22 protein-coding genes and 1 other RNA gene are annotated in these 21,717 nt (G+C 66.9%); 15 read left to right on the top strand and 8 right to left on the bottom strand.

Annotation, left to right across the window (positions count from 1 at the left end):
* Nucleotides 1-2: 2 nt before the first annotated feature.
* Genes sseA through ACODSC_RS05430 form a run of 3 tightly spaced genes read right to left on the bottom strand, consistent with a single transcriptional unit; the run spans nucleotide 3 to nucleotide 3,530 of the window.
* Nucleotides 3-827 (bottom strand): 3-mercaptopyruvate sulfurtransferase, encoded by an 825-nt coding sequence (sseA, locus tag ACODSC_RS05440; protein WP_488812519.1) that lies wholly within the window; start codon nucleotides 825-827, stop codon nucleotides 3-5.
* Nucleotides 824-2,044, bottom strand: a complete 1,221-nt coding sequence (locus ACODSC_RS05435; RefSeq protein WP_488812517.1) for a class I SAM-dependent methyltransferase — start codon at nucleotides 2,042-2,044, stop codon at nucleotides 824-826. The genes sseA and ACODSC_RS05435 overlap by 4 nt, the downstream gene beginning before the upstream one ends.
* Before the next feature lie 31 nt (nucleotides 2,045-2,075).
* A complete protein-coding gene (locus tag ACODSC_RS05430; protein ID WP_488812515.1) occupies nucleotides 2,076-3,530 on the bottom strand; it encodes a cryptochrome/photolyase family protein in 1,455 nt (484 codons plus the stop codon).
* A gap of 113 nt (nucleotides 3,531-3,643) precedes the next feature.
* Between ACODSC_RS05430 and kdsA the strand changes: the two genes are divergently transcribed.
* The 7 genes from kdsA (at nucleotide 3,644) to ACODSC_RS05395 (ending at nucleotide 11,059) form a co-directional block, all read left to right on the top strand.
* On the top strand, nucleotides 3,644-4,522 hold the full coding sequence (gene kdsA / locus ACODSC_RS05425; RefSeq protein ID WP_488812513.1) for a 3-deoxy-8-phosphooctulonate synthase: 879 nt from the start codon (nucleotides 3,644-3,646) through the stop codon (nucleotides 4,520-4,522).
* Between the two features lie 18 nt (nucleotides 4,523-4,540).
* Nucleotides 4,541-5,998, top strand: a complete 1,458-nt coding sequence (rfaE2, locus tag ACODSC_RS05420) for a D-glycero-beta-D-manno-heptose 1-phosphate adenylyltransferase (protein WP_488812511.1) — start codon at nucleotides 4,541-4,543, stop codon at nucleotides 5,996-5,998.
* Nucleotides 5,995-6,996, top strand: coding sequence for an ADP-glyceromanno-heptose 6-epimerase (rfaD, locus tag ACODSC_RS05415; protein WP_488812509.1), 1,002 nt, complete (start codon nucleotides 5,995-5,997; stop codon nucleotides 6,994-6,996). The genes rfaE2 and rfaD overlap by 4 nt, the downstream gene beginning before the upstream one ends.
* Entirely contained in the window at nucleotides 6,996-8,087 is a 1,092-nt protein-coding gene (locus ACODSC_RS05410) for a DUF3089 domain-containing protein (protein ID WP_488812507.1), read from the top strand. Before rfaD ends, ACODSC_RS05410 begins: the two co-directional genes overlap by 1 nt.
* A 74-nt stretch (nucleotides 8,088-8,161) precedes the next feature.
* Nucleotides 8,162-9,154: an SPFH domain-containing protein gene (locus tag ACODSC_RS05405; RefSeq protein ID WP_488812505.1), complete on the top strand. Its 993-nt coding sequence runs from the start codon at nucleotides 8,162-8,164 to the stop codon at nucleotides 9,152-9,154.
* 17 nt (nucleotides 9,155-9,171) lie between these two features.
* Nucleotides 9,172-9,630 (top strand): NfeD family protein, encoded by a 459-nt coding sequence (locus ACODSC_RS05400; RefSeq protein ID WP_488812503.1) that lies wholly within the window; start codon nucleotides 9,172-9,174, stop codon nucleotides 9,628-9,630.
* Nucleotides 9,631-9,661: 31 nt separating this feature from the next.
* Nucleotides 9,662-11,059 (top strand): MFS transporter, encoded by a 1,398-nt coding sequence (locus ACODSC_RS05395; RefSeq protein ID WP_488812501.1) that lies wholly within the window; start codon nucleotides 9,662-9,664, stop codon nucleotides 11,057-11,059.
* Here ACODSC_RS05395 and rnhA read toward each other — a convergent pair.
* Nucleotides 11,056-11,508, bottom strand: coding sequence for a ribonuclease HI (gene rnhA / locus ACODSC_RS05390; RefSeq protein WP_488812499.1), 453 nt, complete (start codon nucleotides 11,506-11,508; stop codon nucleotides 11,056-11,058). The genes ACODSC_RS05395 and rnhA overlap by 4 nt on opposite strands.
* A 110-nt stretch (nucleotides 11,509-11,618) precedes the next feature.
* Here rnhA and ACODSC_RS05385 point away from each other — a divergent pair, with 110 nt between their 5' ends.
* From ACODSC_RS05385 to ACODSC_RS05370, 4 genes are all read left to right on the top strand, one after another.
* Nucleotides 11,619-11,837, top strand: a complete 219-nt coding sequence (locus ACODSC_RS05385) for a twin-arginine translocase TatA/TatE family subunit (RefSeq protein WP_488812497.1) — start codon at nucleotides 11,619-11,621, stop codon at nucleotides 11,835-11,837.
* Between the two features lie 23 nt (nucleotides 11,838-11,860).
* Nucleotides 11,861-12,439, top strand: a complete 579-nt coding sequence (gene tatB, locus ACODSC_RS05380; protein WP_488812495.1) for a Sec-independent protein translocase protein TatB — start codon at nucleotides 11,861-11,863, stop codon at nucleotides 12,437-12,439.
* Complete coding sequence (gene tatC / locus ACODSC_RS05375; protein ID WP_488812493.1) at nucleotides 12,436-13,326, top strand: twin-arginine translocase subunit TatC; 891 nt, start codon at nucleotides 12,436-12,438, stop codon at nucleotides 13,324-13,326. Before tatB ends, tatC begins: the two co-directional genes overlap by 4 nt.
* A gap of 63 nt (nucleotides 13,327-13,389) precedes the next feature.
* Nucleotides 13,390-14,442: a serine hydrolase domain-containing protein gene (locus ACODSC_RS05370; RefSeq protein ID WP_488812491.1), complete on the top strand. Its 1,053-nt coding sequence runs from the start codon at nucleotides 13,390-13,392 to the stop codon at nucleotides 14,440-14,442.
* Nucleotides 14,443-14,497: 55 nt separating this feature from the next.
* Here ACODSC_RS05370 and glnA read toward each other — a convergent pair whose 3' ends face one another.
* Together glnA and ACODSC_RS05360 are read right to left on the bottom strand one after the other, a co-directional pair.
* Nucleotides 14,498-15,904, bottom strand: coding sequence for a type I glutamate--ammonia ligase (gene glnA / locus ACODSC_RS05365; RefSeq protein WP_488812489.1), 1,407 nt, complete (start codon nucleotides 15,902-15,904; stop codon nucleotides 14,498-14,500).
* A gap of 81 nt (nucleotides 15,905-15,985) precedes the next feature.
* Complete coding sequence (locus ACODSC_RS05360) at nucleotides 15,986-16,324, bottom strand: P-II family nitrogen regulator (protein ID WP_488812487.1); 339 nt, start codon at nucleotides 16,322-16,324, stop codon at nucleotides 15,986-15,988.
* Nucleotides 16,325-16,438: 114 nt separating this feature from the next.
* Between ACODSC_RS05360 and ACODSC_RS05355 the strand changes: the two genes are divergently transcribed.
* From ACODSC_RS05355 to ACODSC_RS05340, 4 genes are all read left to right on the top strand, one after another.
* Complete coding sequence (locus tag ACODSC_RS05355; RefSeq protein WP_488813445.1) at nucleotides 16,439-17,260, top strand: NAD(P)H-hydrate dehydratase; 822 nt, start codon at nucleotides 16,439-16,441, stop codon at nucleotides 17,258-17,260.
* 49 nt (nucleotides 17,261-17,309) lie between these two features.
* Nucleotides 17,310-18,383 (top strand): ribosome small subunit-dependent GTPase A, encoded by a 1,074-nt coding sequence (gene rsgA / locus ACODSC_RS05350; RefSeq protein ID WP_488812485.1) that lies wholly within the window; start codon nucleotides 17,310-17,312, stop codon nucleotides 18,381-18,383.
* Between the two features lie 68 nt (nucleotides 18,384-18,451).
* Nucleotides 18,452-18,778, top strand: coding sequence for a hypothetical protein (locus tag ACODSC_RS05345; protein WP_488812483.1), 327 nt, complete (start codon nucleotides 18,452-18,454; stop codon nucleotides 18,776-18,778).
* 48 nt (nucleotides 18,779-18,826) lie between these two features.
* Nucleotides 18,827-19,906, top strand: a complete 1,080-nt coding sequence (locus ACODSC_RS05340) for a sialidase family protein (protein ID WP_488813444.1) — start codon at nucleotides 18,827-18,829, stop codon at nucleotides 19,904-19,906.
* A gap of 7 nt (nucleotides 19,907-19,913) precedes the next feature.
* Here the strand turns inward: ACODSC_RS05340 and ssrA are convergent.
* Both ssrA and ACODSC_RS05330 read right to left on the bottom strand, forming a co-directional pair.
* Nucleotides 19,914-20,282, bottom strand: a transfer-messenger RNA (tmRNA) gene (ssrA, locus tag ACODSC_RS05335).
* 3 nt (nucleotides 20,283-20,285) lie between these two features.
* Nucleotides 20,286-21,683, bottom strand: coding sequence for a M28 family metallopeptidase (locus ACODSC_RS05330; RefSeq protein ID WP_488812481.1), 1,398 nt, complete (start codon nucleotides 21,681-21,683; stop codon nucleotides 20,286-20,288).
* Nucleotides 21,684-21,717: the final 34 nt, after the last annotated feature.

The raw sequence follows: 21,717 nt of genomic DNA, 5'->3' as shown, positions 1-21,717 counted from the left end.
GGTCAGCCGGTCTCTACCGGCGTATCCGGGCGGCCGCCCCATTCCGACCAGGAGCCGTCGTAGAGCCGCGACGGGCGGCCCAGCTCGGCCAGGCCCAGGGTCAGGATGGCGGCGGTGACGCCCGATCCGCAGGTGGTGACAATGGGGCGGTCGATGTCCACGCCGGCGTCGGCGAAGGCCTGTTCCAGCGCCGTGCCGCGCTTCATCTTACCGTCGTCATGCAGCAGGCGATTGTACGGCAGGTTCAGCGCGCCGGGCATGTGGCCGCCGCGCATGCCCGGGCGGGGTTCGGCCGCCTCTCCCCGGAACCGGGGCGCGCCGCGCGCATCGACGACCTGAACGTCCTGGGACAGGGCCTCGTGGACGTCGTCCAGAGAGGCGACGGCGTCCGTCGCAGGCGAGGGGGCGAACACCGCGGTCGTGGCGGGCGGTTCGCCGAAGTCCACCGGATGACCCTGCGCCTGCCAGCGCGGCAGGCCGCCGTCGAGCACCTGCACCGACCTCGCACCCATGGTCTTCAGCATCCACCAGACGCGCGCCGCAGAAAACAGGCCAGCCGAGTCATAGACCACGACCCGATCGTCGGCGGCGATCCCCAGGGCGCCGACGGACGCGGCGAAGGCGTCCGGCGACGGCATCATGTGGGGCAGGGGGCTGTCGCGGTCCGACACGGCGTCCAGGTCGAAGAAGACGGCGCCAGGGATGTGGGCGCGCTCGAAATCGGCGCGGGCGTTGCGCCCGTCCAGATGCCAGCTGCCGTCGACGATGCGCAGGCCGGGCTCGCCCAGGCGGGCCGCGAGGTCTTCGGTGGAAATGAGCGGGCTCATGGTCGAGACAGGGCCAGTTGGATGACGTCGGTGCGACCGGATCGGAAACCGGCCTCGCAATAGGCGAGATAGAAGCGCCACAGACGCCGGAACCGCTCGTCGAAGCCGGCGATGCGGCGGATGTCGGTCCAGGCCGCCTGGAACCGCTCGTCCCATCGCTTCAGGGTGACGGCGTAGTCCAGACCGAACCGCTCCACGCCCTGCCACGTCAGGCCCGCCGTCGCCACGACCGGCGCAAGGCGTTCTTCGGACGGCAGCATGCCGCCGGGGAAGACGTATTTCTGGATGAAGTCGGTGCGGGCGTTGTAGTCGTCGAACAGGGCGTCCTGGATGGTGATGATCTGAAGTCCTGCGCGCCCGCCGGGATGCAGGACGTCGTGGATCTTGCTGAAATAGGCGGGCCAGTATTCCTTGCCCACCGCCTCGAACATTTCGATGGAGGCGACGCGGTCGAACCGGCCCTGGACGTCGCGATAATCGATCAGCTGGATGTCGGCGCGCTCGGCGAGGCCGGCGTTGAACAGGCGCTGGCGGGCGAAATCGTGCTGTTCGCGCGAGATGGTGATGCCGGTGACCTGGGCTCCGATCTCGCGCGCGGCGAATTCGGCGAACCCGCCCCAGCCGCAGCCGATCTCCAGCACCGACATGCCCGCCTTCAGGTCCATCATCCGCGCCAGGGCGGCGTATTTGGCGTGCTGGCCCGCCTCCAGCGTCTCACCCTCATGGTCGAAGCGAGCCGAGGAATAGGTCATCGAGCCGTCAAGCCAGGTCGAATAGAAGGCGTTGCCCAGGTCGTAGTGGGCGTGGATGTTCTTCTTCGACCCCGCTTTGCTGTTGCGATTACGGCGATGGCCCAGCCAGTTGGCGATCCACATCAGCAGATTGCCGTCGAACAGCCGCCGGATGTGGTCGTAGTTGTCGACCAGGGTCTCGAGCAGGGCGGGCAGATGCGGGCTGTCCCACTCGTCGGCCATATAACCTTCGGCGAAGCCGATGTCGCCGGATGCCAGGACGCGACGGGCGAACCGGTAGTCCTTCACGTTCAGGACGCCGCTGGGGCCGGGACGGTCGCCCTCCAGCACATGGGTTTCTCCGTTCGGCAGTTGGACGGTCAAACGTCCGACCGTCCAGTTGGCGGCGAGCAGACGCAGCAACAGGGCGAACACCCGAGGGGTTCGGCGGGCGACGGATTCGATGTCGGCGCTGGCGACGCTCATGCTGGGACTTTCAACTTGGATGAGGGGCGGGTCAATCGCGGTCGCTGCGGTCGTCGCCGCGGCCCGAGACGGTCTTCAGGGCGTCCAGCGCGCGGGCGCGGCCTTTTTCGTGCTCGACGATGGGCTTGGGATAGTCGCGGCCGAGAACGACGCCGGCGTCGCGCAACACCTCGGGCGGCGCGGTGCATGGCGCGTGGAGCCAGCGGTCGGGAAGGCGGCGCAGTTCGGGGACCCAGCGACGGACGTAGCCGCCTTCTCCGTCGAACTTCTCGCCCTGGGCGATGGGGTTGAAGATGCGGAAATAGGGGGCGGCGTCGGCGCCCGAGCCCGCGACCCACTGCCAGTTCTGCACATTGCTGGCCAGGTCGGCATCCACCAGCGTGTCCCAGAACCAGGCCTCGCCCTCGCGCCAGTCGATCAGCAGATGTTTGACCAGGAAGGAGGCGACGACCATCCGCACGCGGTTGTGCATCCACCCCGTCGTCCACAGCTGGCGCATGCCGGCGTCGACCAGGGGATAGCCGGTGCGGCCTCGGCGCCAGGCCTCCAGGTCGTCCGGCGCATCCCGCCAGGGCATGGCGTCATACTCGGGCCTGAAGGCGCGATCGGCCATATAGGGGAACTGGTGCAGCAGGTGGGCGGAGAACTCACGCCAGCCGATTTCGGCGACGAACTTCTCGGCCTCGACGGGCGGGGCCTTGCCGGCCTGGGCGGCCTGACGGGCGCGCTCGACCGCCCGCCAGGGGCTGATCTCGCCCCAGTGCAGATGCGGCGACAGGCGGCTGGTCGCGGGAATATCGGGAAAGTCGCGCCCCCTGGCGTAGTCCTTCAGGCCACGCGACAGGAAGTCGGACAGGGCGGATGCGGCGCCGTCCTCGCCGGGGGTCCAATCGAAACCCTTCGACCAGTCCGGTCGCTGAGGATGCAGCCGCCAGCCGTCCAGATCTTCGCTGGCAACGTTCGAAGGCGTCTCGATCCGATGCGGACCCGTCGTGTGCGGCGGAGCCTCGGCCTGTGCAAGCAGAGCCTTCAGAAACGGGGTGAAGACCTTGTAGGGCTTGCCTGATCCGTTGAGCACGGCGCCAGGGCGGCACAGCAGCGCGCCGTTGAACCCCCGGCAGTCGATATCATCGGCCTTCAGCGCATGGGCGATATCGGCGTCGCGTTCGAAGGCGTCCGGCTCGAACAGGCGGTTCATGAAGACGGCGTCGGCGCCCGTTTCGGCGATCAGGCGCTGAATCTCGGCCAGGGCGTCGCCGCGTCGCAGGATCAGCCGCGAGCCTCGCCCCTTCAAGGCCGCATCCAATGCCCGAAGCGACTTGTCGAGCCACCACCGCGAGGCCCCGCCGAGGCTGCGTCCCGCATGGTCGTCCAGGATGAAGACCGGAAGGACGGGGCGGCCCGTCTCGGCCGCGTGGGTCAGGGCGGGATTGTCGTGCAGGCGCAGATCGCGGCGGAACCAGAGGATGACGGGCTTGATGGCCACGCGGGCGAACTCCGTGATAGCTTGCGTTCATCGACGATGAGCGCCACCTGATGGCCTCAAGACTGCGGCACAAGCCGCAAATCCCAAGACCGAATTTGCAGAGAGCCGTACCCGTGAGCCGACCCAACGCTGTCATTACGTTGTCCGAAGGTCTTCGGACGCCTGTCGTCATCGGTGGCGGCGCGAGAATCGCCTTCATCGCCGGTCCTTGCCAGATGGAGAGCCGTCAGCACGCGCTGGAAATGGCCCATGCGCTGAAGGAAATCGGCGAGCGGCTGAACATCGGCATCATCTACAAGACGAGCTTCGACAAGGCGAACCGCACCAGCGCCAGCGCCGCACGCGGCATCGGTCTGAAGGACGCCATGCCGATCTTCGCCGAGATTCGCGAGACCGTCGGCCTGCCGACCCTGACCGACGTCCACTCCGAGGCCCAGTGCGGCCCGGTGGGCGAGGTGGTCGACGTGCTGCAGATCCCGGCCTTTCTGAGCCGTCAGACCGACCTGCTGCTGGCCGCCGCCGCGACCGGCAAGGCGATCAACATCAAGAAGGGCCAGTTCTTGGCCCCCTGGGACATGAAGAACGTCATCGCCAAGGTGGTCGGGGCGGGCAATCCCAACGTCATGGCCTGCGAACGGGGCGCCAGCTTCGGCTACAACACCCTGGTCAGCGACATGCGCGCCCTTCCGGTGCTGCGCGACATCGGCTGCCCGGTCGTGTTCGACGCGACCCACAGCGTGCAGCAGCCCGGCGGGCAGGGCACGTCCTCGGGCGGCCAGCGCGAGTTCGTGCCGGTTCTGGCGCGCGCCGCCGTGTCGGTCGGGGTGGACGCAGTCTTCATGGAGACCCACCAGGATCCCGACAATGCTCCGTCGGACGGGCCGAACATGGTGCCCCTGGATCAGTTCGAGGCCCTGGCCGCACAACTGATCGCCTTCGACGACCTGGCCATCAAAATCGGGGCCAAGGCGCCGGTGGCGCGGGCCGCCTGAATCCTCTAGGTCGGACCCATGTCTGACACCCTGGACCTGGGCGCCCTGCAGAAGTTGCTGGAGCGCGTGCGCGACCTGAAGATCGCCTGCGTCGGCGACCTGATGCTGGACCGCTACGTCTATGGCGAGGTCAGCCGGATCTCGCCCGAGGCGCCGATCCCGGTGTTGCGCACTCGGCGTACGACCGCCATGCCGGGCGGCGTCGGCAATGTGGCGCGCAATGTCGCGGCCCTGGGCGGGGTGGCGCATCTGGGCGCCGTCACGGGCGAGGATGCGGCCGGGACCGAACTGCGCGACCTGATCGCCGCCGAGGATCGGGTGATCGACTTCATCGCCAGGCCGGCCGGCGTGGCGACCATCGTCAAGACTCGGTTCGTGGCGGCGGGGCAGCAGCTGTTGCGCCTGGACGAGGAGGCGGCGGCCGAACCTTTGACTGATACGGACGCATTTTCAGCAGCTTCCGCAATTCTTCTATCGGATTACGCCAAGGGCGTGGTCGGCGACGGCCTGATCGTCTCGGCCCTGAAGGCTGCTCGCGAAACGGGCGCGCCGGTCATCGTCGATCCCAAGGGGCGGGATTTCGCCCGCTATGGCGCGGTGGATGTGATCAAGCCGAACGCGTCGGAGCTGGCGGGGGCCACAGGCCTGCCGGTCGAGACTGACGCCGAGGTTGAGGCGGCCTTGGCGGCCCTGCTGGCGGCGGCGACGGCCAAGGCCATCATCGTAACCCGCGCCGGCAAGGGCATGAGCCTGGCGCGGCGCGACGGGCCGGTGCGGCATTTCCCCGGCCGAGCGCGCGAGGTGTTCGACGTGTCCGGCGCCGGGGACACAGTCCTGGCTTCGCTGGGTCTGGCCCTGGGTGCCGGCGCCTCGCTGGAGACGGCGGTGCAATTCGCCATCCTGGCCTCGGGCGTGGTGGTCGGAAAGGCTGGCACGGCCGTGGTCACCCCGTCCGAATTGATCGAGGCCGAGCTGAGCCAGCACGCCGTCGCGGCCCAGGCCAAGGTGACGCCGCTGGACGAGCTGGCGGCCGAGGTCGAGGCCTGGCGTCGCCAGGGGCTGAAGGTCGGCTTCACCAACGGCTGTTTCGACATTCTGCACCGGGGACACGTCGCCTATCTGGCGCAGGCGCGGTCGTGGTGCGACCGGCTGGTGGTGGCGCTGAACACCGACGCCTCGGTCAAGCGGCTGAAGGGCGAGGGGCGGCCGGTGAATGATCTGGACAGCCGCGCCGTGGTCATCGGCGGCCTGAGCAGCGTGGATCGCGTGACCAGTTTCGACGATCCCACGCCCATCGCCTTGATCGAGCGGCTTCGGCCGGACGTGCTGATCAAGGGATCGGACTATACCCGCGAGGGCGTGGTGGGCGGCGACCTGGTCGAGAGCTGGGGCGGCGTCGTCAGGCTGGCGGATTTCAAGGACGGGTTCTCCACGACCCGGACGATCGAGAAGATGACGACAGGACCCAAGGCATGACGCCCCGCATGATCGTGGTGACCGGCGGGGCCGGCTTCATCGGCTCCAACATCGTGGCCCGGCTGACGGCCGAGACGGCCTATGACGTGGTGGTCTGCGACCGGCTGGAGACGGCCGACCTGGCCAAATGGAAGAACCTGGCCAAACATCCCATCGCCGACTTCTGGGCGCCGGAAGAGTTATTCGAACAGCTGGAGCGGCATGCCGAGCGGATCGAGGCCGTGGTGCATATGGGCGCCATCTCGTCCACGACCGAGCCGGACGCGGACCTGATCCTGCGCACCAACTTCACCCTGTCGCGCGATCTGTGGGACTGGTGTGCGATCCGGGACGCGCGGATGATCTATGCCTCGTCGGCGGCGACGTACGGCGACGGCGAGACGGGGTTTGATGACGACGACGATGCCGAGTCGCTGTCGAACCTGAGGCCGCTAAATGCCTATGGCTATTCGAAAATGCTGTTCGACCAGTATGCGGTGCGCCAGTCGGATCGCGGCCAGGCGCCGCGCCAGTGGGCCGGACTGAAGTTCTTCAACGTCTATGGCCCCAACGAGGGGCACAAGGGCGGGATGAAGTCGGTCGTGGCCCAGATCTGGCCCAAGGTGGCGGCGGGCGAGACCGTCGGCCTGTTCCGGTCGCACAACCCGAACTATCCGGACGGCGGCCAGCTGCGCGACTTCGTCTATGTGGACGACGTGGTCGACATCATCGAGTTCCTGCTGCAGTCGCCGGAAGTCTCGGGCGTCTTCAACGCGGGGTCGGGCCAGGCCCGGTCGTTCGACGATCTGGCCAAGGCCACCTTCGCCGCCGCCGGCAAGGCGGCGTCGATCCAGTACGTCGACATGCCCGAGGCGATCCGCGACCGGTATCAGTATTTCACCCAGGCCCGGATGGACCGGATCCGCGCCGCCGGGTTCGAAGGCCAGTCCACGCCGCTGGAAGAAGGCGTGCGACGCTACGTGCAAAACTTCCTCTCGACGTCCGATCCCTATCGCTGATGCGCCGGCTGACCTTCAGACAGTGGGTCGGTTTGGCGGGGTTCGCCCTGGTCTTCGTCGTGACGGCGGCCGTGGCGGTTTGGAGCGGCGACATCCTGCGCGCGGGGCTGGACCCTCAGGTGCCGTTCCAGACCTACAAGCCGCCGCCGGCGCCCGACTATCAGGCGGCGTCGTCCTGGGCGCTGCTGGACGAGGGGACGGCGGACAAGGCGGCGGTCTTCTTCGTCATGCCGACGACCTTCGACGGCGGGGCCGAGTGGAACGGGCCGATCGACGATGCGCGGGCCAACGCCTATCTGCGGCGGGTCGTCCTGCCCAACTACGCCTCGCCCTTCGCCCGCGAGGGTCGGATCAGCGCACCGCTTTATCGCCAGGCCAGCCTATACACCCGCCTGACCTTGCGCGACGATGCGCGCGAGGCGCGGGCCTTCGCCTATGACGATGTGAAACGGGCCTTTTCGCTGTGGCTGAGCAACCATCCGCAGGGTCCCATCGTGATCGCGGGCGTCGAGCAGGGGGGCGAGTTGGCGGCGCGACTGGTCGAGGAAGAGCTACGCGCCGATCCGGCCCTGAAGGCCCGGCTGGTGGCGGCCTATCTGATCGAGACCCTGATCAGCGCCGACATGTTCGAACAGACGATCGCGCCGTGCGACGCCGCGCAGGAAACGGGATGTCTGGTCGCCTGGAGTTCGGTTCAGGATGGCGACGATCCGGCGGCGCGCCGCATGCTGAGGCGGGCGCTGGAGTGGAACGATCGTGGCGAACTGGTCGAGCTGACCACGGCCCCGATCTGCGTCAATCCGGTCACCGGTTCCACGACCCAGCCGCGCGCAGAGGCCCGCCAGCACAATGGCGCGACCAACGCCACGGGCCTGGAGTGGGGCGCGCGTCCAGCGCTGACCGGTCGTTTGATCTCGACCGAGTGCCGGGGCGGGCTGCTGCGGCACAGCGCGCCCGACGCCAACTTCCTGACCGCGGGCGGCAGTTGGGCGGATCGACGCAAGATCGTGCCGTACAATCTGTTCTACGGCGACATCGAGCGGGACGTCAGCGTCCGCCTGGCCGCCTGGCGGGCGAGCCGCGGCGTTTAACCGAAGGCGGCGTCCGGTTTTTATGGCGTCGCTCGCGCGCAGCGGGTAGATTCGGCTCCTCAGGGAGGATCTGAATGGACGTCACCACCATATTCGCCGGCGTAGTGCTGCTGCTGGCCATTGCGCTGTTGATCAGCGTGATCAAGATCGTGCCGCAAGGGCGTGAATTCACGGTCGAACGCTTCGGCAAATACACCAAGACGCTGAGCCCCGGCATCGGCTTCCTGACCCCATTCGTCGAGCGGGTCGGCAAGCGGATGAACATGATGGAACAGGTGCTGGACGTCCCGACCCAGGAGGTGATCACCAAGGACAACGCCATGGTGCGGGTCGACGGGATCGTCTTCATCCAGGTGATGGACGCGGCGCGCGCCGCCTATCGCGTCGACGATCTGCCCTACGCCATCTCGCAGCTGTGCATGACCAATCTGCGGACCGTGGTCGGTTCGATGGAGCTGGACGAGGTGCTGAGCCAGCGTGACAGCATCAACACCCGCTTGCTGCACGTGATAGACGCCGCGACCGAGCCCTGGGGCGTCAAGGTCAACCGGATCGAGATCAAGGATCTGACCCCGCCGACCGACGTCACCAACGCCATGGCGCGCCAGATGAAGGCCGAGCGCGAACGCCGTGCCGTGGTCACTGAGGCGGACGGCGAGAAACAGGCCGCCATCACCCGGGCCGAGGGCGCCAAACAGGCGGCCATCCTGGAATCCGAAGGCCGCAAGGAGGCCGCCTTCCGCGACGCCGAGGCGCGTGAGCGGGAAGCCGAGGCCGAGGCCCGCGCCACCGCCATGGTGTCGGAGGCCATCGCGCGCGGCGACGTGAACGCCATCAACTATTTCGTCGCTCAGAAATATGTCGAGGCCTTCGCCGAACTGGCGCGCAGCCCACAGCAGCGCACCGTCATCGTGCCCGCCGAAATGGGCGCCCTGGTCGGCACCATCGCCGGCATCGGCGAGATGGTGGGGTTGGCCAAGAACCAGAACTCAGGCTCGGGGACGCCGCCGGCCCGACCCGCTCCGCCCCGTCGCCCCGCAGGCGGCGCCGTCCCGCCTTCGGCCTGATCCAAGGAGGCTGACCGATGACCTCGCTTGCCGATCTCTATGTCGCCCAGCCGTTCTGGATCTGGCTGGCCGTCGGGGTTCTGCTGCTGGCGGTCGAGGCGATGTTCTCGACCGAATGGCTCCTGTGGCCCGCCGTCTCGGCCGGCATCGTCGCCGTTATGACGGCGACCGGCGTCCGGCTGGGCCTGCCCGGCGAGATCGCCGTCTTCGCCGTTCTGACCGTCATCGCGACCTTGGCGTCGCGGCGGTTGATCACCAAAGCCAACCCCGACGGACCGGACATCAACGACCGCGACAGCCGTCTGATCGGCCAGCGGGCGCGGGTGGTCGAGGCCTTCGTCGGGGGGCGTGGCCGCGTCTTCATCTCGGGCGCCGAATGGCCCGCCGAGATCCAGGGCGACGGTCCGCCGGCCGGGCAGGACGTCCTGGTGCTGGGCGTCAACGGCTCGCTGCTGACGGTTCAGTCGTCGGTCTGAAACGACCCGCTCGGATAGGCGTTCGTCAACGATGTCAGCCAGCCAGAACGCCGTCGCAGACGGCCTGACGATCCCGCGCCGCTACTGGGCCATCGTGTCCATCGGGCTGGGGATCACCATGGCGGTTCTGGACGGGGCGATCGCCAACGTCGCCCTGCCGTCCATCGCCCAGGACCTGAATGCGTCGTCTGCCGCCTCGATCTGGGTGGTCAACGCCTATCAGATCGCCATCGTCGTGGCCCTGCTGCCGCTGGCGTCGCTGGGCGAGATCATCGGTTACCGGCGGGTGTCCCAGGCGGGGCTGGCGGTCTTCACCCTGGCTTCCATCGGCTGCGTCTTCGCCAACTCCATCGAGACGTTGAGCCTGGCGCGGGTCGTCCAGGGATTTGGCGCTGCGGGGATCATGAGTGTGAACGGGGCGTTGGTCCGGTTCACCTATCCGCACCGGCTGCTGGGACGCGCGGTGGGGATCAACGCCGTGATCGTGTCGCTGGCGGCGGCGGCGGGGCCGACCATCGCCAGCGCGATCCTGGCGATCGGTCACTGGCGCTGGCTGTTCGCGCTGAACATCCCCATCGGCCTGGTGGCCGTGGCGCTGGCGGGGTTCACCCTGCCGCACAACCCGTTGCAGAAGCGCAGGCTGAACTGGACCGGGGCGGCGCTGAATGCGGCGGCGTTCGGCCTGGTGATCACTGGATTGCAGTCGCTGGCCCACGGCGAGGCGGCGGTGCTGGGCTTTGGCCTGACGGGAGCGGGGCTGGCGGCCGGGGTTCTGCTGATTCGGCACGAGCGATCCCGCACCGCCCCGCTGATCCCGCTGGATCTGTTGGCGCGGCCGATGTTCAGCCTGTCGGTGGCGACCTCGATCATCTCCTTCACCGCCCAGATGATGGCCTTCGTGGCCTTGCCCTTCTTCCTGCAGGGATCGCTGAACCTGACGGCGGTGGAGACGGGGCTGTTGATGACGCCCTGGCCCCTGGCGACGATGATTGCGGCGCCTCTGGCCGGCTATCTGTCGGATCGCTATTCGGCGGGCGTGTTGGGCGCCATCGGCCTGACTATCTTCGCTTGCGGGCTGATGGCGCTGAGCTTCCTCGATGTGGGCGCGACCCATTTCGACATCGTGTGGCGGATGGCGGTCTGCGGCGCCGGCTTCGGTTTCTTCCAGTCGCCCAACAACCGGGCTATGCTTTCGGAAGCGCCGCGCGAGCGGGCAGGCGCGGCCGGCGGCATGCTGGGCACGGCGCGGGTGCTGGGGCAGTCGCTGGGGGCGGTCGTGGTCGCCTTCCTTCTGTCAGCCGCGCCGGTCGCAGGCGTCGGGCATGGCTTCCAGATTGCGGCGGTGGCGGCCCTGTTCGGTGCGGTCATGAGCGGATCACGCGTCCGCCGCCGTCCGGCCGAGCCGGAAAAAGAAGTCGAAGCCGTCTAGCGACGGGGCAGTTCGGCGACGCCGCGATTCGCCAGCTGGTCGGCGCGCTCGTTCAGCTCATGGCCCGCGTGGCCCTTCACCCAGCGCCATTTGACGTCGTGGCGCAGGCGGGCGGCGTCCAGACGCTGCCACAGGTCGGCGTTCTTGACCGGCTTCTTGTCCGCCGTCAGCCAGCCCCGCGCCTTCCAGCCGCGCATCCATTCGGTGATGCCCTGCATGACGTATTTGCTGTCGGTGTGCAGTTCGACCTTGCAGGGGCGTTTCAACGCCTCCAGGGCCATGATGGCGGCCATCAGCTCCATGCGGTTGTTGGTGGTGTTGGGCTCGCCGCCCCACAATTCCTTCTCGTGACCGCCGCCGGTCTGGAGCAAAGCGCCCCAGCCGCCGGGGCCGGGATTGCCCTTGCAGGCGCCGTCGGTGTGGATGATGACGTGATCGGAGAGACTCATGGTCGCGCAGACCTACAGCCTCCCTTGGCGTGGGGCCATCACTCGGCCTATATGCACGTCGAAGAATAGTAGATGGGATCGATCATCGGTCCCCGCGAGGAGAATGAGCCATGGGCTCCATGAGCATCTGGCACTGGGCCATCGTCATCGTCGTCATCGCGCTGCTGTTCGGCGGCCGGGGCAAGCTGTCGGGCATCATGGGCGACGCCGCCAAGGGCATCCGCGCCTTCAAGGACGGCCTGAAGGACGACGACAAGAAGGACGGTCCGCACGACGGCGTCAGCTCGCTGCCGCGCACCGATGCGGAAAAGGAAGAGCTGAAGCGCTAGTCGTCGTCTGTAAGGGCTGACGCATGGGCGGGCTCGGCCCCGGTATCGGGGGCTTCGAATTAGTGGTGATCGGTCTGGTGGCCCTGCTTGTGGTGGGGCCCAAGGATCTGCCTGTCCTGATGCGTCGCGTCGGCCAGATGGTCGCCAAGGCGCGCGCCATGGCCAATGAGTTCCGCTCGAGCTTCGACGAGATGGCGCGCCAGTCCGAGCTGGACGAGCTGCGCAAGGAGGTCGAGGCGCTGCGGACGGGGCAGGGGGCCATGTATCCCCTCGGCGCCGACGCCGATGCAGCGTTCAAGGACATCCATGCGGGCCTGAATGCACCGGCGACGCCGGCGGCGCTGCCGGCGCCCGAGCCGGAGGTTCCCGCCATGACGCCCGCCGCCGACGAATGGCCGGATACGCCGCCTGCGGTCGAACCGGTTGTTCCGGCGACGCCCAAGCCGGCGAAGCCCAAGTCTTCGACCGCCAAGACCGGCGCTGCGAGCAAGCCTCGTGCGCCGGCCAAGCCCAAGGCCGCTGCCGCCGTCCCGGCGAAGAAGGCCAAGGCGCCCGTCGCCGCCAAACCGAAGGCTGCGCGCAAGAAGGCTGTCGATCTGTGACCACTCCCGATCGTGACGAGGCCGAGATCGAGGCGTCGCGCGCGCCCCTGATGGATCACCTGATCGAGCTGCGCGGGCGGCTGCTGATTTGCGTCATCGCCTTCGCTCTGGGCTTCATCCTGTGCTTCGCCTTCGCCAACCAGATCCAGATCGCGCTGATCAAGCCGTATCAGGCGGCGGTGGCCATCCATGCGGCGGCTGCGAAAATGGGCGGGCACGCCAACCCTATCGACCTGATCCTGACGATGACGGGCCTGCGGCCGTATCCGCCCGGCAGTGCGGCCGTCGTGCAGTTGATCGCCACCGCGCCGCTGGAGCAACTGTTCACCAAGATGAAGATCGCCGCTTTCGGCGCGGCCGTCCTGACCTTCCCGGTGATCGCTTGGCAGATGTACCGGTTCGTGGCGCCGGGTCTTTATCGCAATGAGCGCGGCGCCTTCCTGCCGTTCCTGATCGCTGCGCCGGTCATGTTCTGCCTGGGCGGGGCGCTGGTTTATTTCGTCATGCTGCCGTTCGTCATGCTGTTCTCGCTGAGCCAGCAGGTGGTCAGCGACGGCATTTCCGTGGCTCAGACCACCAAGATTTCCGACTATCTGAGCCTGGTGACGTCGCTGCTGCTGGCGTTCGGCCTTTGCTTCCAGTTGCCGGTCGTCACGACGCTGCTGGGGCTGGCCGGGCTGATCAACTCCAAAGTCATGGCCTCGGGGCGTCGTTACGCCATCGTCGCCGTGGTCGTGGTCGCGGCCGTGGTCACGCCGCCCGATCCCATCAGCCAGCTGATGCTGGCGATCCCGCTGGTGATTCTCTACGAAGTGTCGATCTGGTGCGTGCGACTGATCGAATTGCGTCGCAAAAAGGCCGACGATCTGGAAGCCGAGACGGCCTGAGTTTCATAAGCGTCGCGTCGTCGCAGGGTGAAACAAGCGAGCCGGCGAACGATTAGAGGGGCGATGAACCGTCGAACTCTGATCGCCGCCGGCCTGGCCTTGCCGTTCTGCCATGGTTGCAGCGAAGCCTCCGAAACCTCGCCGCCCGTCGCTCGTAGCCAAGGCTTGGCGGCCGGACTGATGAGGAAAGCCGAGGCGGCAGGCGCGGCCCTGCCCAAGCTCCAGGCGATGATCGTGGCCCGCGACGGCGAACGTCTGTTCGAACAGGTGTTTCGCGGGCCGTCGCTTGAAACGCCGGTCAACGTCAAGTCCGCGTCCAAGTCCGTGATCGCCGCCTTGGGCGGCATCGCCATCGGCCGGGGGCTGTTTGCGGGAGTCGATCAACCGATCTCCGCCTTCCTGTCCGACAGTTTCCCGAGCGATCCGGACCCGCGCCTCAGCCAGGTGACCATCGGCGACCTGCTGTCGATGCAGGCGGGGCTGGGGTCCACGTCAGGCGCCGACTATGGCGCGTGGGTGTCGAGCCGAAACTGGGTGCGCTACGCGCTGGCTCAGCCGTTCGAGGCCGATCCCGGCGGGCGGATGGTCTATTCGACGGGCACGTCTCACCTGACATCCGCCTGTCTGACGCGGGCGAGCGGTCGCTCGACGCTGGTCTTGGCGCGCGAATGGCTGGGCGAGCCCTTAGGCATCGATGTTCCGACCTGGCCCGCCGATCCGCAAGGGGTCTATTTCGGCGGCAACGACATGCGGCTGTCGCCGCTGGCGCTGCTGAAGTTCGGAGAGTTGTACCGCAACGACGGTCTGCACGACGGGCGGCGCATTCTGCCGGAAGGTTGGGTGCGGCAGTCCTGGCGGGGCAGGGGGACGTCGCGCTGGAGTGGCAATCCCTATGGCTATGGCTGGTGGATCCGCCGCTCGGGCCGCCACGAGGTCTTCTTCGCCTGGGGCTATGGCGGGCAGATGGTGTTCGTCGTGCCCGACCTGCGGCTGACCGTCGTGATGACGTCGGACCCGACCCCGACGGCAACGCGAGACGGCCATGTGGACGCGTTGCATGCCCTGCTGGACCGGAGCCTGATTCCAGCCGCCGAACAGGGCGCTGCGCAGACATGAAAAAGGGCGCCGGCGGTTTCCCGCCGGCGCCCTGATCTTCAGCCCGATCCGTGGATCAGCAGCTGTAGTACATGTCGAACTCGACCGGGTGCGGGTGCAGTTGCAGGCGCATCACCTCTTCCATCTTCAGCTCGATGTAGCTGTCGATGAAGTCGTCATCCATGACGCCGCCCTTCTTGAGGAAGGCGCGGTCCTTGTCGAGGTTTTCGAGCGCTTCACGCAGCGAGCCGCAGACCTCGGGGATCGAGCCGCGCTCTTCCGGCGGCAGGTCGTAGAGGTTCTTGTCGGCGGGCGCGCCCGGATCGATGCGGTTCTCGATCCCGTCCAGACCGGCCATCAGCAGGGACACGAAGGTCAGATAGGGATTGCCCATCGGGTCGGGGAAGCGAGCTTCCAGACGCTTGGCCTTGGGCGACGAGACGTGCGGGATGCGGATCGAGGCCGAGCGGTTGCGGGCCGAATAGGCCAGTTTCACCGGGGCTTCATAGCCGGGCACCAGACGCTTGTAGCTGTTGGTGGTCGAGTTGGCGAAGGCGTTGATGGCCTTGGCGTGCTTGATGATGCCGCCGATGTACCACAGGCATTCCTGCGACAGGCCGGCGTATTTGTCGCCGGCGAACATGGGCTTGCCGTCCTTCCAGATCGACTGGTGGACGTGCATGCCCGAGCCGTTGTCGGCGAACATCGGCTTGGCCATGAAGGTCGCCGACTTGCCATAGGCGGCGGCGACATTGTGGATGACGTATTTATAGAGTTGCAGCCGGTCGGCCATGGTCAGCAGGTCCGAGAACTTCAGACCCAGTTCGTGCTGGGCAGGGGCCACCTCGTGGTGGTGCTTCTCGGGCTGGAGGCCCAGGTCGCGCATGACGCCCAGCATTTCGCCGCGCAGGTCCTGGCCCGAATCGACCGGGTTGACCGGGAAATAGCCGCCCTTGGGCCCAGGGCGGTGGCCCATATTGCCTTCGGAATATTCGGCGCCGGTGTTGGCGGGCAGTTCGGTCGAATCGTAGCTGTAGCCGGTGTTGTGCGGATCGGTGTTCCAGCGGACGTCGTCGAAGATGAAGAACTCGGCCTCGGGACCGAAATAGACCTGGTCGCCCACGCCCGACGACTGGACATAGGCCAGGGCCTTCTTGGCCATCGAGCGGCTGTCGCGGTTGTACGGCTCGTTGGTGTCGGGGTTCAGCACGTCGCAGAACAGGAACATCGTCTTCTGCTGATAGAAGGGGTCGATGTAGGCCGTGGTCAGGTCCGGCTTCAGCAGCATGTCGGACTCATTGATGGCCTTCCAGCCGGCGATGGACGAACCGTCGAACATCGTGCCTTCGTTCAGGAAGTCCTCGTCGACCAGGTCGACGTCGAAGGTGACGTGCTGCAGACGGCCGCGCGTGTCGGTGAAGCGGACGTCCACATACTGGACCTCCTCATCCTTGATCTCTTTGAGGATCTTGCTGGCGCTCATTCTCGGAAGTCCTGTTTTGGTCGTTTTGGGGAGGAACCGGACAGCGACCCGAGGGCCGAGGCCGGGGAGGGGTACGCGAACTCAGACGGCCTGGGGACCGGTCTCGCCGGTGCGGATGCGAATCACCTCGGCGACGTCGGAGACGAAGATCTTGCCGTCGCCGATCTTGCCGGTGCGGGCCGAGGTCTGGATGGCCTCGACCACGGCCGGCGCGAGATCGTCGGCGACGACGACCTCGATCTTGATCTTGGGCAGAAAGTCGATGACGTATTCGGCGCCGCGGTACAGTTCGGAGTGACCCTTCTGGCGACCATATCCCTTGGCCTCCAGCACAGTCATGCCTTGCACGCCGACGTCCTGGAGCGCCTCTTTGACGTCATCCAGCTTGAAAGGCTTGATGATGGCTTCGATCTTCTTCATGGCGACCCCTGAGCGGCGCGCGGCATGCAGCGGCGCTCGGGCTTGAATGGGACATACCAAGGGCGTTCAAAGCAAGCGGTTTTCGCAGAAAAGTCACGGATTATCGGGGTGCAGATGATTGAAACCAACGACCCGGCGATCTGGCGCAATATTCTGCCATGGCCGAGCGCAGATACGCACAAGCATGCGCGGGGCCGATTGGCGGTCGTGTCCGGCAAGGCGCACCAGACGGGCGCCGCGCGTCTGGCGGCGCGCGCGGGCCTGAGGATCGGGGCGGGCGTGGTGCGGATTCTGTGCCCGCCGGACGCCGTTTCGGTGATCGCGCCGGCGATCCAGGCGATCATGCTGACGCCGTTCTCTTCGCCCGAAGCCCTGGGGCGCGAGGTCGAGGGCAGCGACGCCGTCGTGGTCGGTCCCGCCGCCGGCCTGGAGGACACGACCATCGCCAACATCCAGGCGCTGGCGCTGAGCGGGGCGGTGCTGGTGATCGACGCCGACGGCCTGACGGTGTTCAAGGGCCGCACCGCCGAACTGTTCGCCGTGCTGGACCGCGACGACATCCTGACCCCGCACGAGGGCGAGTTCGAACGGCTGTTTCCCGGTCTTCTGGCCGAGGGCCGGGAGGACGCGGCGCGCGAGGCGGCGCGCCGGACCCAGGCCGTCATCGTCCTGAAGGGCGCCCAGACCTTGATCGCTTCGCCCGACGGCCGTCTGCGTCGAAATGAGAACGGCTCGGCCTGGCTGGCCACCGCCGGGACCGGCGACGTCCTGTCGGGCATGATCGGCGGCCTGGTGGCGCAAAGGATGAACAGTTTCGACGCCGCCTGCGCGGCCGTCTGGATTCACTCGGACGCGGCCGAACGTTTCGGCCCGGGCCTGATCTCGGACGATCTCAGCGAAGTCATTCCGAAGTCGTTGGCGGCGTTGAAGAAGTGATAGGGTGCGAACGCCTTCCGTCGCCGCAGCCAACAGGGATGCCCGTGGTTTGATCGAACACTATGGATGGTCCGCCGCCCTGGCGGAGACCTTCGAGCCTCACGCGCAGGCCGGCCACAGGCCGGGACGCGTCATCCTTCAGCAGCGGGACGGCTATGTCGTCGCCACGAACCACGGCGACGTGCGCGCCAAGGTCTCGGGCCGGCTGCGTCATGAGGCCAAGGAGATCGGTCATCCCGCCGTCGGGGACTGGGTCGCCCTGTCGCCCAGCGAAAAGGAGCGCACCGCCACCATCCACGCCATCCTGCCACGCCGCACCGCCTTCGTCCGCCGCGCGGCCGACAGTATGCGCAAGCTGCAGATTCTCGCCGCCAACGTCGATGTGGCCTTCATCGTCACCTCCCTAAACGCCGATCTCAATCTTCGCCGGATCCAGCGGTATCTGGCGGCGGCGTGGGAGAGCGGAGCCCGGCCCGTGGTGGTGCTGACGAAATCAGATCTGTGCGACGACCCGCAAGCCCAGGCCGCCAGCGTCGTCGCCCTGGAACCCGGCTGTCCGGTGCTGATGGTCTCTGCCCGTCAGGGGCTGGGACTCGACGTTCTGCTGGCCCAGGTGGGGAGGGGGGAGACCTGCGTGCTGATCGGCTCGTCCGGCGTCGGCAAGTCCACTCTCGTCAACGCCTTCCTGAACGAAGACCGCATGGCGACGCAGGCCATTCGCGAGAACGACGATCAGGGACGTCACACCACCAGCCATCGGCAACTCGTGCTGCTTCCCAACGGTCGGCTGATCCTCGATACGCCCGGCATCCGCGAAGTCGGCCTGGTCGATGCCGAAGCGGGGGTGAGCGCCGTGTTCGAAGACGTCGAGAGTTTGATCCAGGACTGCCGATTCACCAACTGCAGTCATGCCAACGAGCCAGGCTGCGCGGTGCAGGCCGCCGTGAAGAGCGGGGCGCTGGATCCTGACCGATGGGCCCATTTCCAGAAGCTGACGCTCGAATCGGCCGCCGCCGAGCATGAACAGGAGCGCGCCGCCAAGGCGGCCGAACGCCGGCGGCTGGGCGCGCTGCAAAAGGTCTATCGCGCCACCAAGAGAAACGACCGCGGCGGCGCCGACTAAGACGAATTATGGCCTGTCCCGCAGCCAATCAGTCTAGTCGAGAGACTCAATCCTGAAAGAGTTCAAAAATGTCCGCGTACACCATCGTCACCACCAGCGCCGTCCAGGGCGGCGACACCGCCGAGGTCAACACGCTGACGGAAGACTTCTCCAACGACAGCGAGGCGCTGGGCTATGCCCGCCGGATGGCCGACGAAATGATCGACATGGCCCATCAGCTGCTTCTGGATTTCGACTACAGCAACGTCGGCGTCTATCAGGGGGATCTGCTCGACGAGGACATCACGCCCGAACACGCGTCGCTGATCGGCGTCTGGGTCCTCGACGAAGACGGTTCCGCCTTCGTGTCGGCCGAGGAGTTCCGTGACGGCTCGACTGAGGTCGAACCGTCCTGATCGACCGGAACAGGGCCAGAGGGGCGGACTTATGGATGTGACCAGACGATTCCTGGGCATAGGCGCAGGCGCGGTTCTGGCGTCGCCCAGCGTTGCGGCTGCGGCGGTTCGCGCCCCGTCGGATGCGGTTCTATCATCCCGTTCATCTATGACGACGCGCCCTATCCACAGGCTCACGCCTCGACCGTTGTTCAGGTCGCCGACGGCGCCATTGCCGCTGCCTGGTTTGGCGGGACGCACGAGAAACACCCAGACGTCTGTATCTGGTTTGCGCGGCTGGATTCAGTGAACTGGGGACAGCCAATCCAGGTGGCGGATGGCTTGCAAGCGGACGGTACGCGCCACCCGACCTGGAACCCTGTGCTGTTCCAATCGCCAGGCGGGCCGCTGATCCTGTTCTACAAGGTCGGACCTGATCCATTCTCTTGGTGGGGCATGGTGGTCGAGTCGAACGATGGCGGCCGGACGTGGTCCGCGCCTCGTCGGTTGCCTGATGGCGTGATGGGGCCGATCAAGAACAAGCCGGTGGTTATGGCCGACGGCGCCTGGATCTCGCCGTCCAGCACGGAAGCGGGCGAGGGTATGGGCAGTCATGCCGGGGCGCACTGGCGGCTGCATTTCGAGATCAGTCGTGATCAGGGGAGAACCTGGAGCCTGACCGAGCAGGTCGGATCGCCGCTGAACATCGACGCCATCCAGCCCAGCGTCCTGCTGCATCACGGGGGCCGACTTCAGGCCGTAGCGCGCACGCGACAGGGCGCGCTGGCTTCGACCTGGTCGCGAGACGGCGGTCGAACCTGGAGCCCGATCGGCGCCATCAATCTGCCCAATCCTAACTCTGGAACGGACGCGGTCACGCTGAAGGATGGGCGTCATCTGTTGATCTACAATCACGTCGCCCATGCGCCCGAGACGCCCGGAAAGGGACCACGCTGGCCGCTGAACCTCGCCCTGTCCGATGATGGGGTCGCCTGGCGCAATGTTCTGACGCTGGAGGCGGAGCCGGTTCCGGCCGGCTATGCCTATCCCGCGATAATCCAGGCGGCGGACGGCCGTGTCCACGCGACCTGGACGCACGACCGTCGGCGCATAAGCCACGCGGTGATTGATCCATCGAAACTGGAATAGGAAGGAAAGCGCCGGGATTCTGTTGCCAGGCTCCCGACAGGCCCCGCCCAAGGATCTGAACCCCTAGGACTTAAGATTCGAAATCACCCGAACCGCATTACGCGGCGAGAGCGACTTCTCCAGCGAAGTTATCGTTCGCAGTTAGAAAATGGCCCGATACGGTGGGCCAGGACGAGCGAAAGCAATCCTCTTTACACGTCCGTCGATGCTAGTCGGCCCCCATGCTGCCTCCGCCGATAACGCGGGGAGAAAGTTGGTGGAGCCGCCGGGAATCGCACCCGGGTCCGGTCCGCTTATTACAAGCGCGTTTATCGCTATAGTCCGGCCGAAACCGGACAGATCCAATATAGGCCTTCCCCGCCCAGACGCCAAGAGCCGATCAGTTGCGGCTCGGGCGACCATCAGCCGTCCACTGGGGACGCACGTCGCTGTTGGCCAGCCAGCGCAGCGGCTCGACCAGAGACTGGATGGCCTGGGTCATGAAGGGCAGGTTCAGATTGGCGAGGGTGTCGTCGGCCGTGTGATAGGTCGGCGTCACGGCCCAGCCCGAGATGGTGTGGGCGACGATGCCTTTCAGCGCCAGCTGGTAGTTGTCCGAACGCTGGAAGAAGTTCTGCTCGGGATACAGGTCCGGCGCGATCAGGGCGCCGCGTTCCTTCATCAGCGCGCCGAAGTCGGAGCGGTCGAACCCGGTCATCATCATCACGCCCGCAGGCATCTTCGGATCTTGCTGGCCGATCATCTCGATTTCCAGATTGGCGACGATGTCGGTCAGCGGGATGGGCGGGTGTTCGGCGAAATACATCGAACCCAGCAGGCCCAGCTCCTCGCTGCCATAGGCGACGAACAGGATGCTGCGGCGCGGCTGTCCGTCGGCGGCCATGGCCCGCGCCAGTTCGATCACCGCCGCGACGCCCGATGCATCGTCGTTGGCGCCGTGCATCACCACTCCGTCGGGCCGCACGCCCAGATGGTCCAGGTGCGCGGTGATCAGCAACGTCCCGGCGGCGGGATCGCTGCCCTTAAGATAGCCGATGGCGTTGGTGGTCGGGCTTTCGGTCTTCACCACCGCGCCCAGGTCCAGCGTCGCCTCCGCGCCGCCGGTCGCCGCGAGGCGGTCGAACGCGTCTTCCGACAGGATCACCACCTCGGGCGGCGGCGACTTGTCGAGCGATTCCGTCAGCGCGGTCGGCGTCCGGGTCTTGCCGCCGCCCGCCGCGAGACGCTGAGCCAGCGCCGCGTTCTGACGCACCACCAGGGCGCCGACGCCCTTGGCGGCGGCCGCACCCATCCAGGCGCCGATCGGCATCTGGCCAAGGTCGGCCACCATCACGACCGGCGTATCGGGCAGGGCGGCGGGATCTGAGCCGACCTTGCCGATCGCGCCGGACACAGGCCGACCCGACGAGAAGAACAGCGTCAGGCCGTCTCCCTCGGAGACCGTCGCATCGCCGACGCTCAGGCGCGCGGCGCCGCTGGGCGTGACGCGGGTTACGCCGGCCGTCTGGAAATAGGAGGTCATGCCCGGCGCGGGCGTCAGGCCGAACCCTTCGAACTGGGCGGCGACATAGGCTGCGGCGATGGCCTCATCCCGTGTCGCGCTGCCTCGACCCTGGAGGGCTTCTCCAGCCAGGAAATTCTCATGCGCGCTGACCCAGGCCTGCTGCACGGTCCAGGGCTGGCGGGCTTCCTGGCCAGCCTGCGCGTGGGCGACGCCCGCTGTCATGGCGAACGCAACGATCAGCAGATTGCGTGTCATCAGTTGGGTCTTCGTCATCGCCAATCTCCCTTGCGGTGCGCAAGCGCTGCCA

Source organism: Brevundimonas sp. FG128 (genome assembly GCF_057809775.1).
This window is presented reverse-complemented; position numbering and strand designations above follow the sequence as displayed.

Excerpts from the sequence above, each read along its gene's own strand:
- sseA (WP_488812519.1), bottom strand. The coding sequence starts at position 827 with ATGAGCCCGCTCATTTCCACCGAAGACCTCGCGGCCCGCCTGGGCGAG.
- ACODSC_RS05435 (WP_488812517.1), bottom strand. The coding sequence starts at position 2,044 with ATGAGCGTCGCCAGCGCCGACATCGAATCCGTCGCCCGCCGAACCCCT.
- rfaE2 (WP_488812511.1), top strand. The coding sequence starts at position 4,541 with ATGTCTGACACCCTGGACCTGGGCGCCCTGCAGAAGTTGCTGGAGCGC.
- rfaD (WP_488812509.1), top strand. The coding sequence starts at position 5,995 with ATGACGCCCCGCATGATCGTGGTGACCGGCGGGGCCGGCTTCATCGGC.
- ACODSC_RS05410 (WP_488812507.1), top strand. The coding sequence starts at position 6,996 with ATGCGCCGGCTGACCTTCAGACAGTGGGTCGGTTTGGCGGGGTTCGCC.
- ACODSC_RS05405 (WP_488812505.1), top strand. The coding sequence starts at position 8,162 with ATGGACGTCACCACCATATTCGCCGGCGTAGTGCTGCTGCTGGCCATT.
- ACODSC_RS05400 (WP_488812503.1), top strand. The coding sequence starts at position 9,172 with ATGACCTCGCTTGCCGATCTCTATGTCGCCCAGCCGTTCTGGATCTGG.
- ACODSC_RS05395 (WP_488812501.1), top strand. The coding sequence starts at position 9,662 with ATGTCAGCCAGCCAGAACGCCGTCGCAGACGGCCTGACGATCCCGCGC.
- rnhA (WP_488812499.1), bottom strand. The coding sequence starts at position 11,508 with ATGAGTCTCTCCGATCACGTCATCATCCACACCGACGGCGCCTGCAAG.
- ACODSC_RS05385 (WP_488812497.1), top strand. The coding sequence starts at position 11,619 with ATGGGCTCCATGAGCATCTGGCACTGGGCCATCGTCATCGTCGTCATC.
- tatB (WP_488812495.1), top strand. The coding sequence starts at position 11,861 with ATGGGCGGGCTCGGCCCCGGTATCGGGGGCTTCGAATTAGTGGTGATC.
- ACODSC_RS05370 (WP_488812491.1), top strand. The coding sequence starts at position 13,390 with ATGAACCGTCGAACTCTGATCGCCGCCGGCCTGGCCTTGCCGTTCTGC.
- glnA (WP_488812489.1), bottom strand. The coding sequence starts at position 15,904 with ATGAGCGCCAGCAAGATCCTCAAAGAGATCAAGGATGAGGAGGTCCAG.
- ACODSC_RS05360 (WP_488812487.1), bottom strand. The coding sequence starts at position 16,324 with ATGAAGAAGATCGAAGCCATCATCAAGCCTTTCAAGCTGGATGACGTC.
- ACODSC_RS05355 (WP_488813445.1), top strand. The coding sequence starts at position 16,439 with ATGATTGAAACCAACGACCCGGCGATCTGGCGCAATATTCTGCCATGG.
- ACODSC_RS05345 (WP_488812483.1), top strand. The coding sequence starts at position 18,452 with ATGTCCGCGTACACCATCGTCACCACCAGCGCCGTCCAGGGCGGCGAC.
- ACODSC_RS05330 (WP_488812481.1), bottom strand. The coding sequence starts at position 21,683 with ATGACGAAGACCCAACTGATGACACGCAATCTGCTGATCGTTGCGTTC.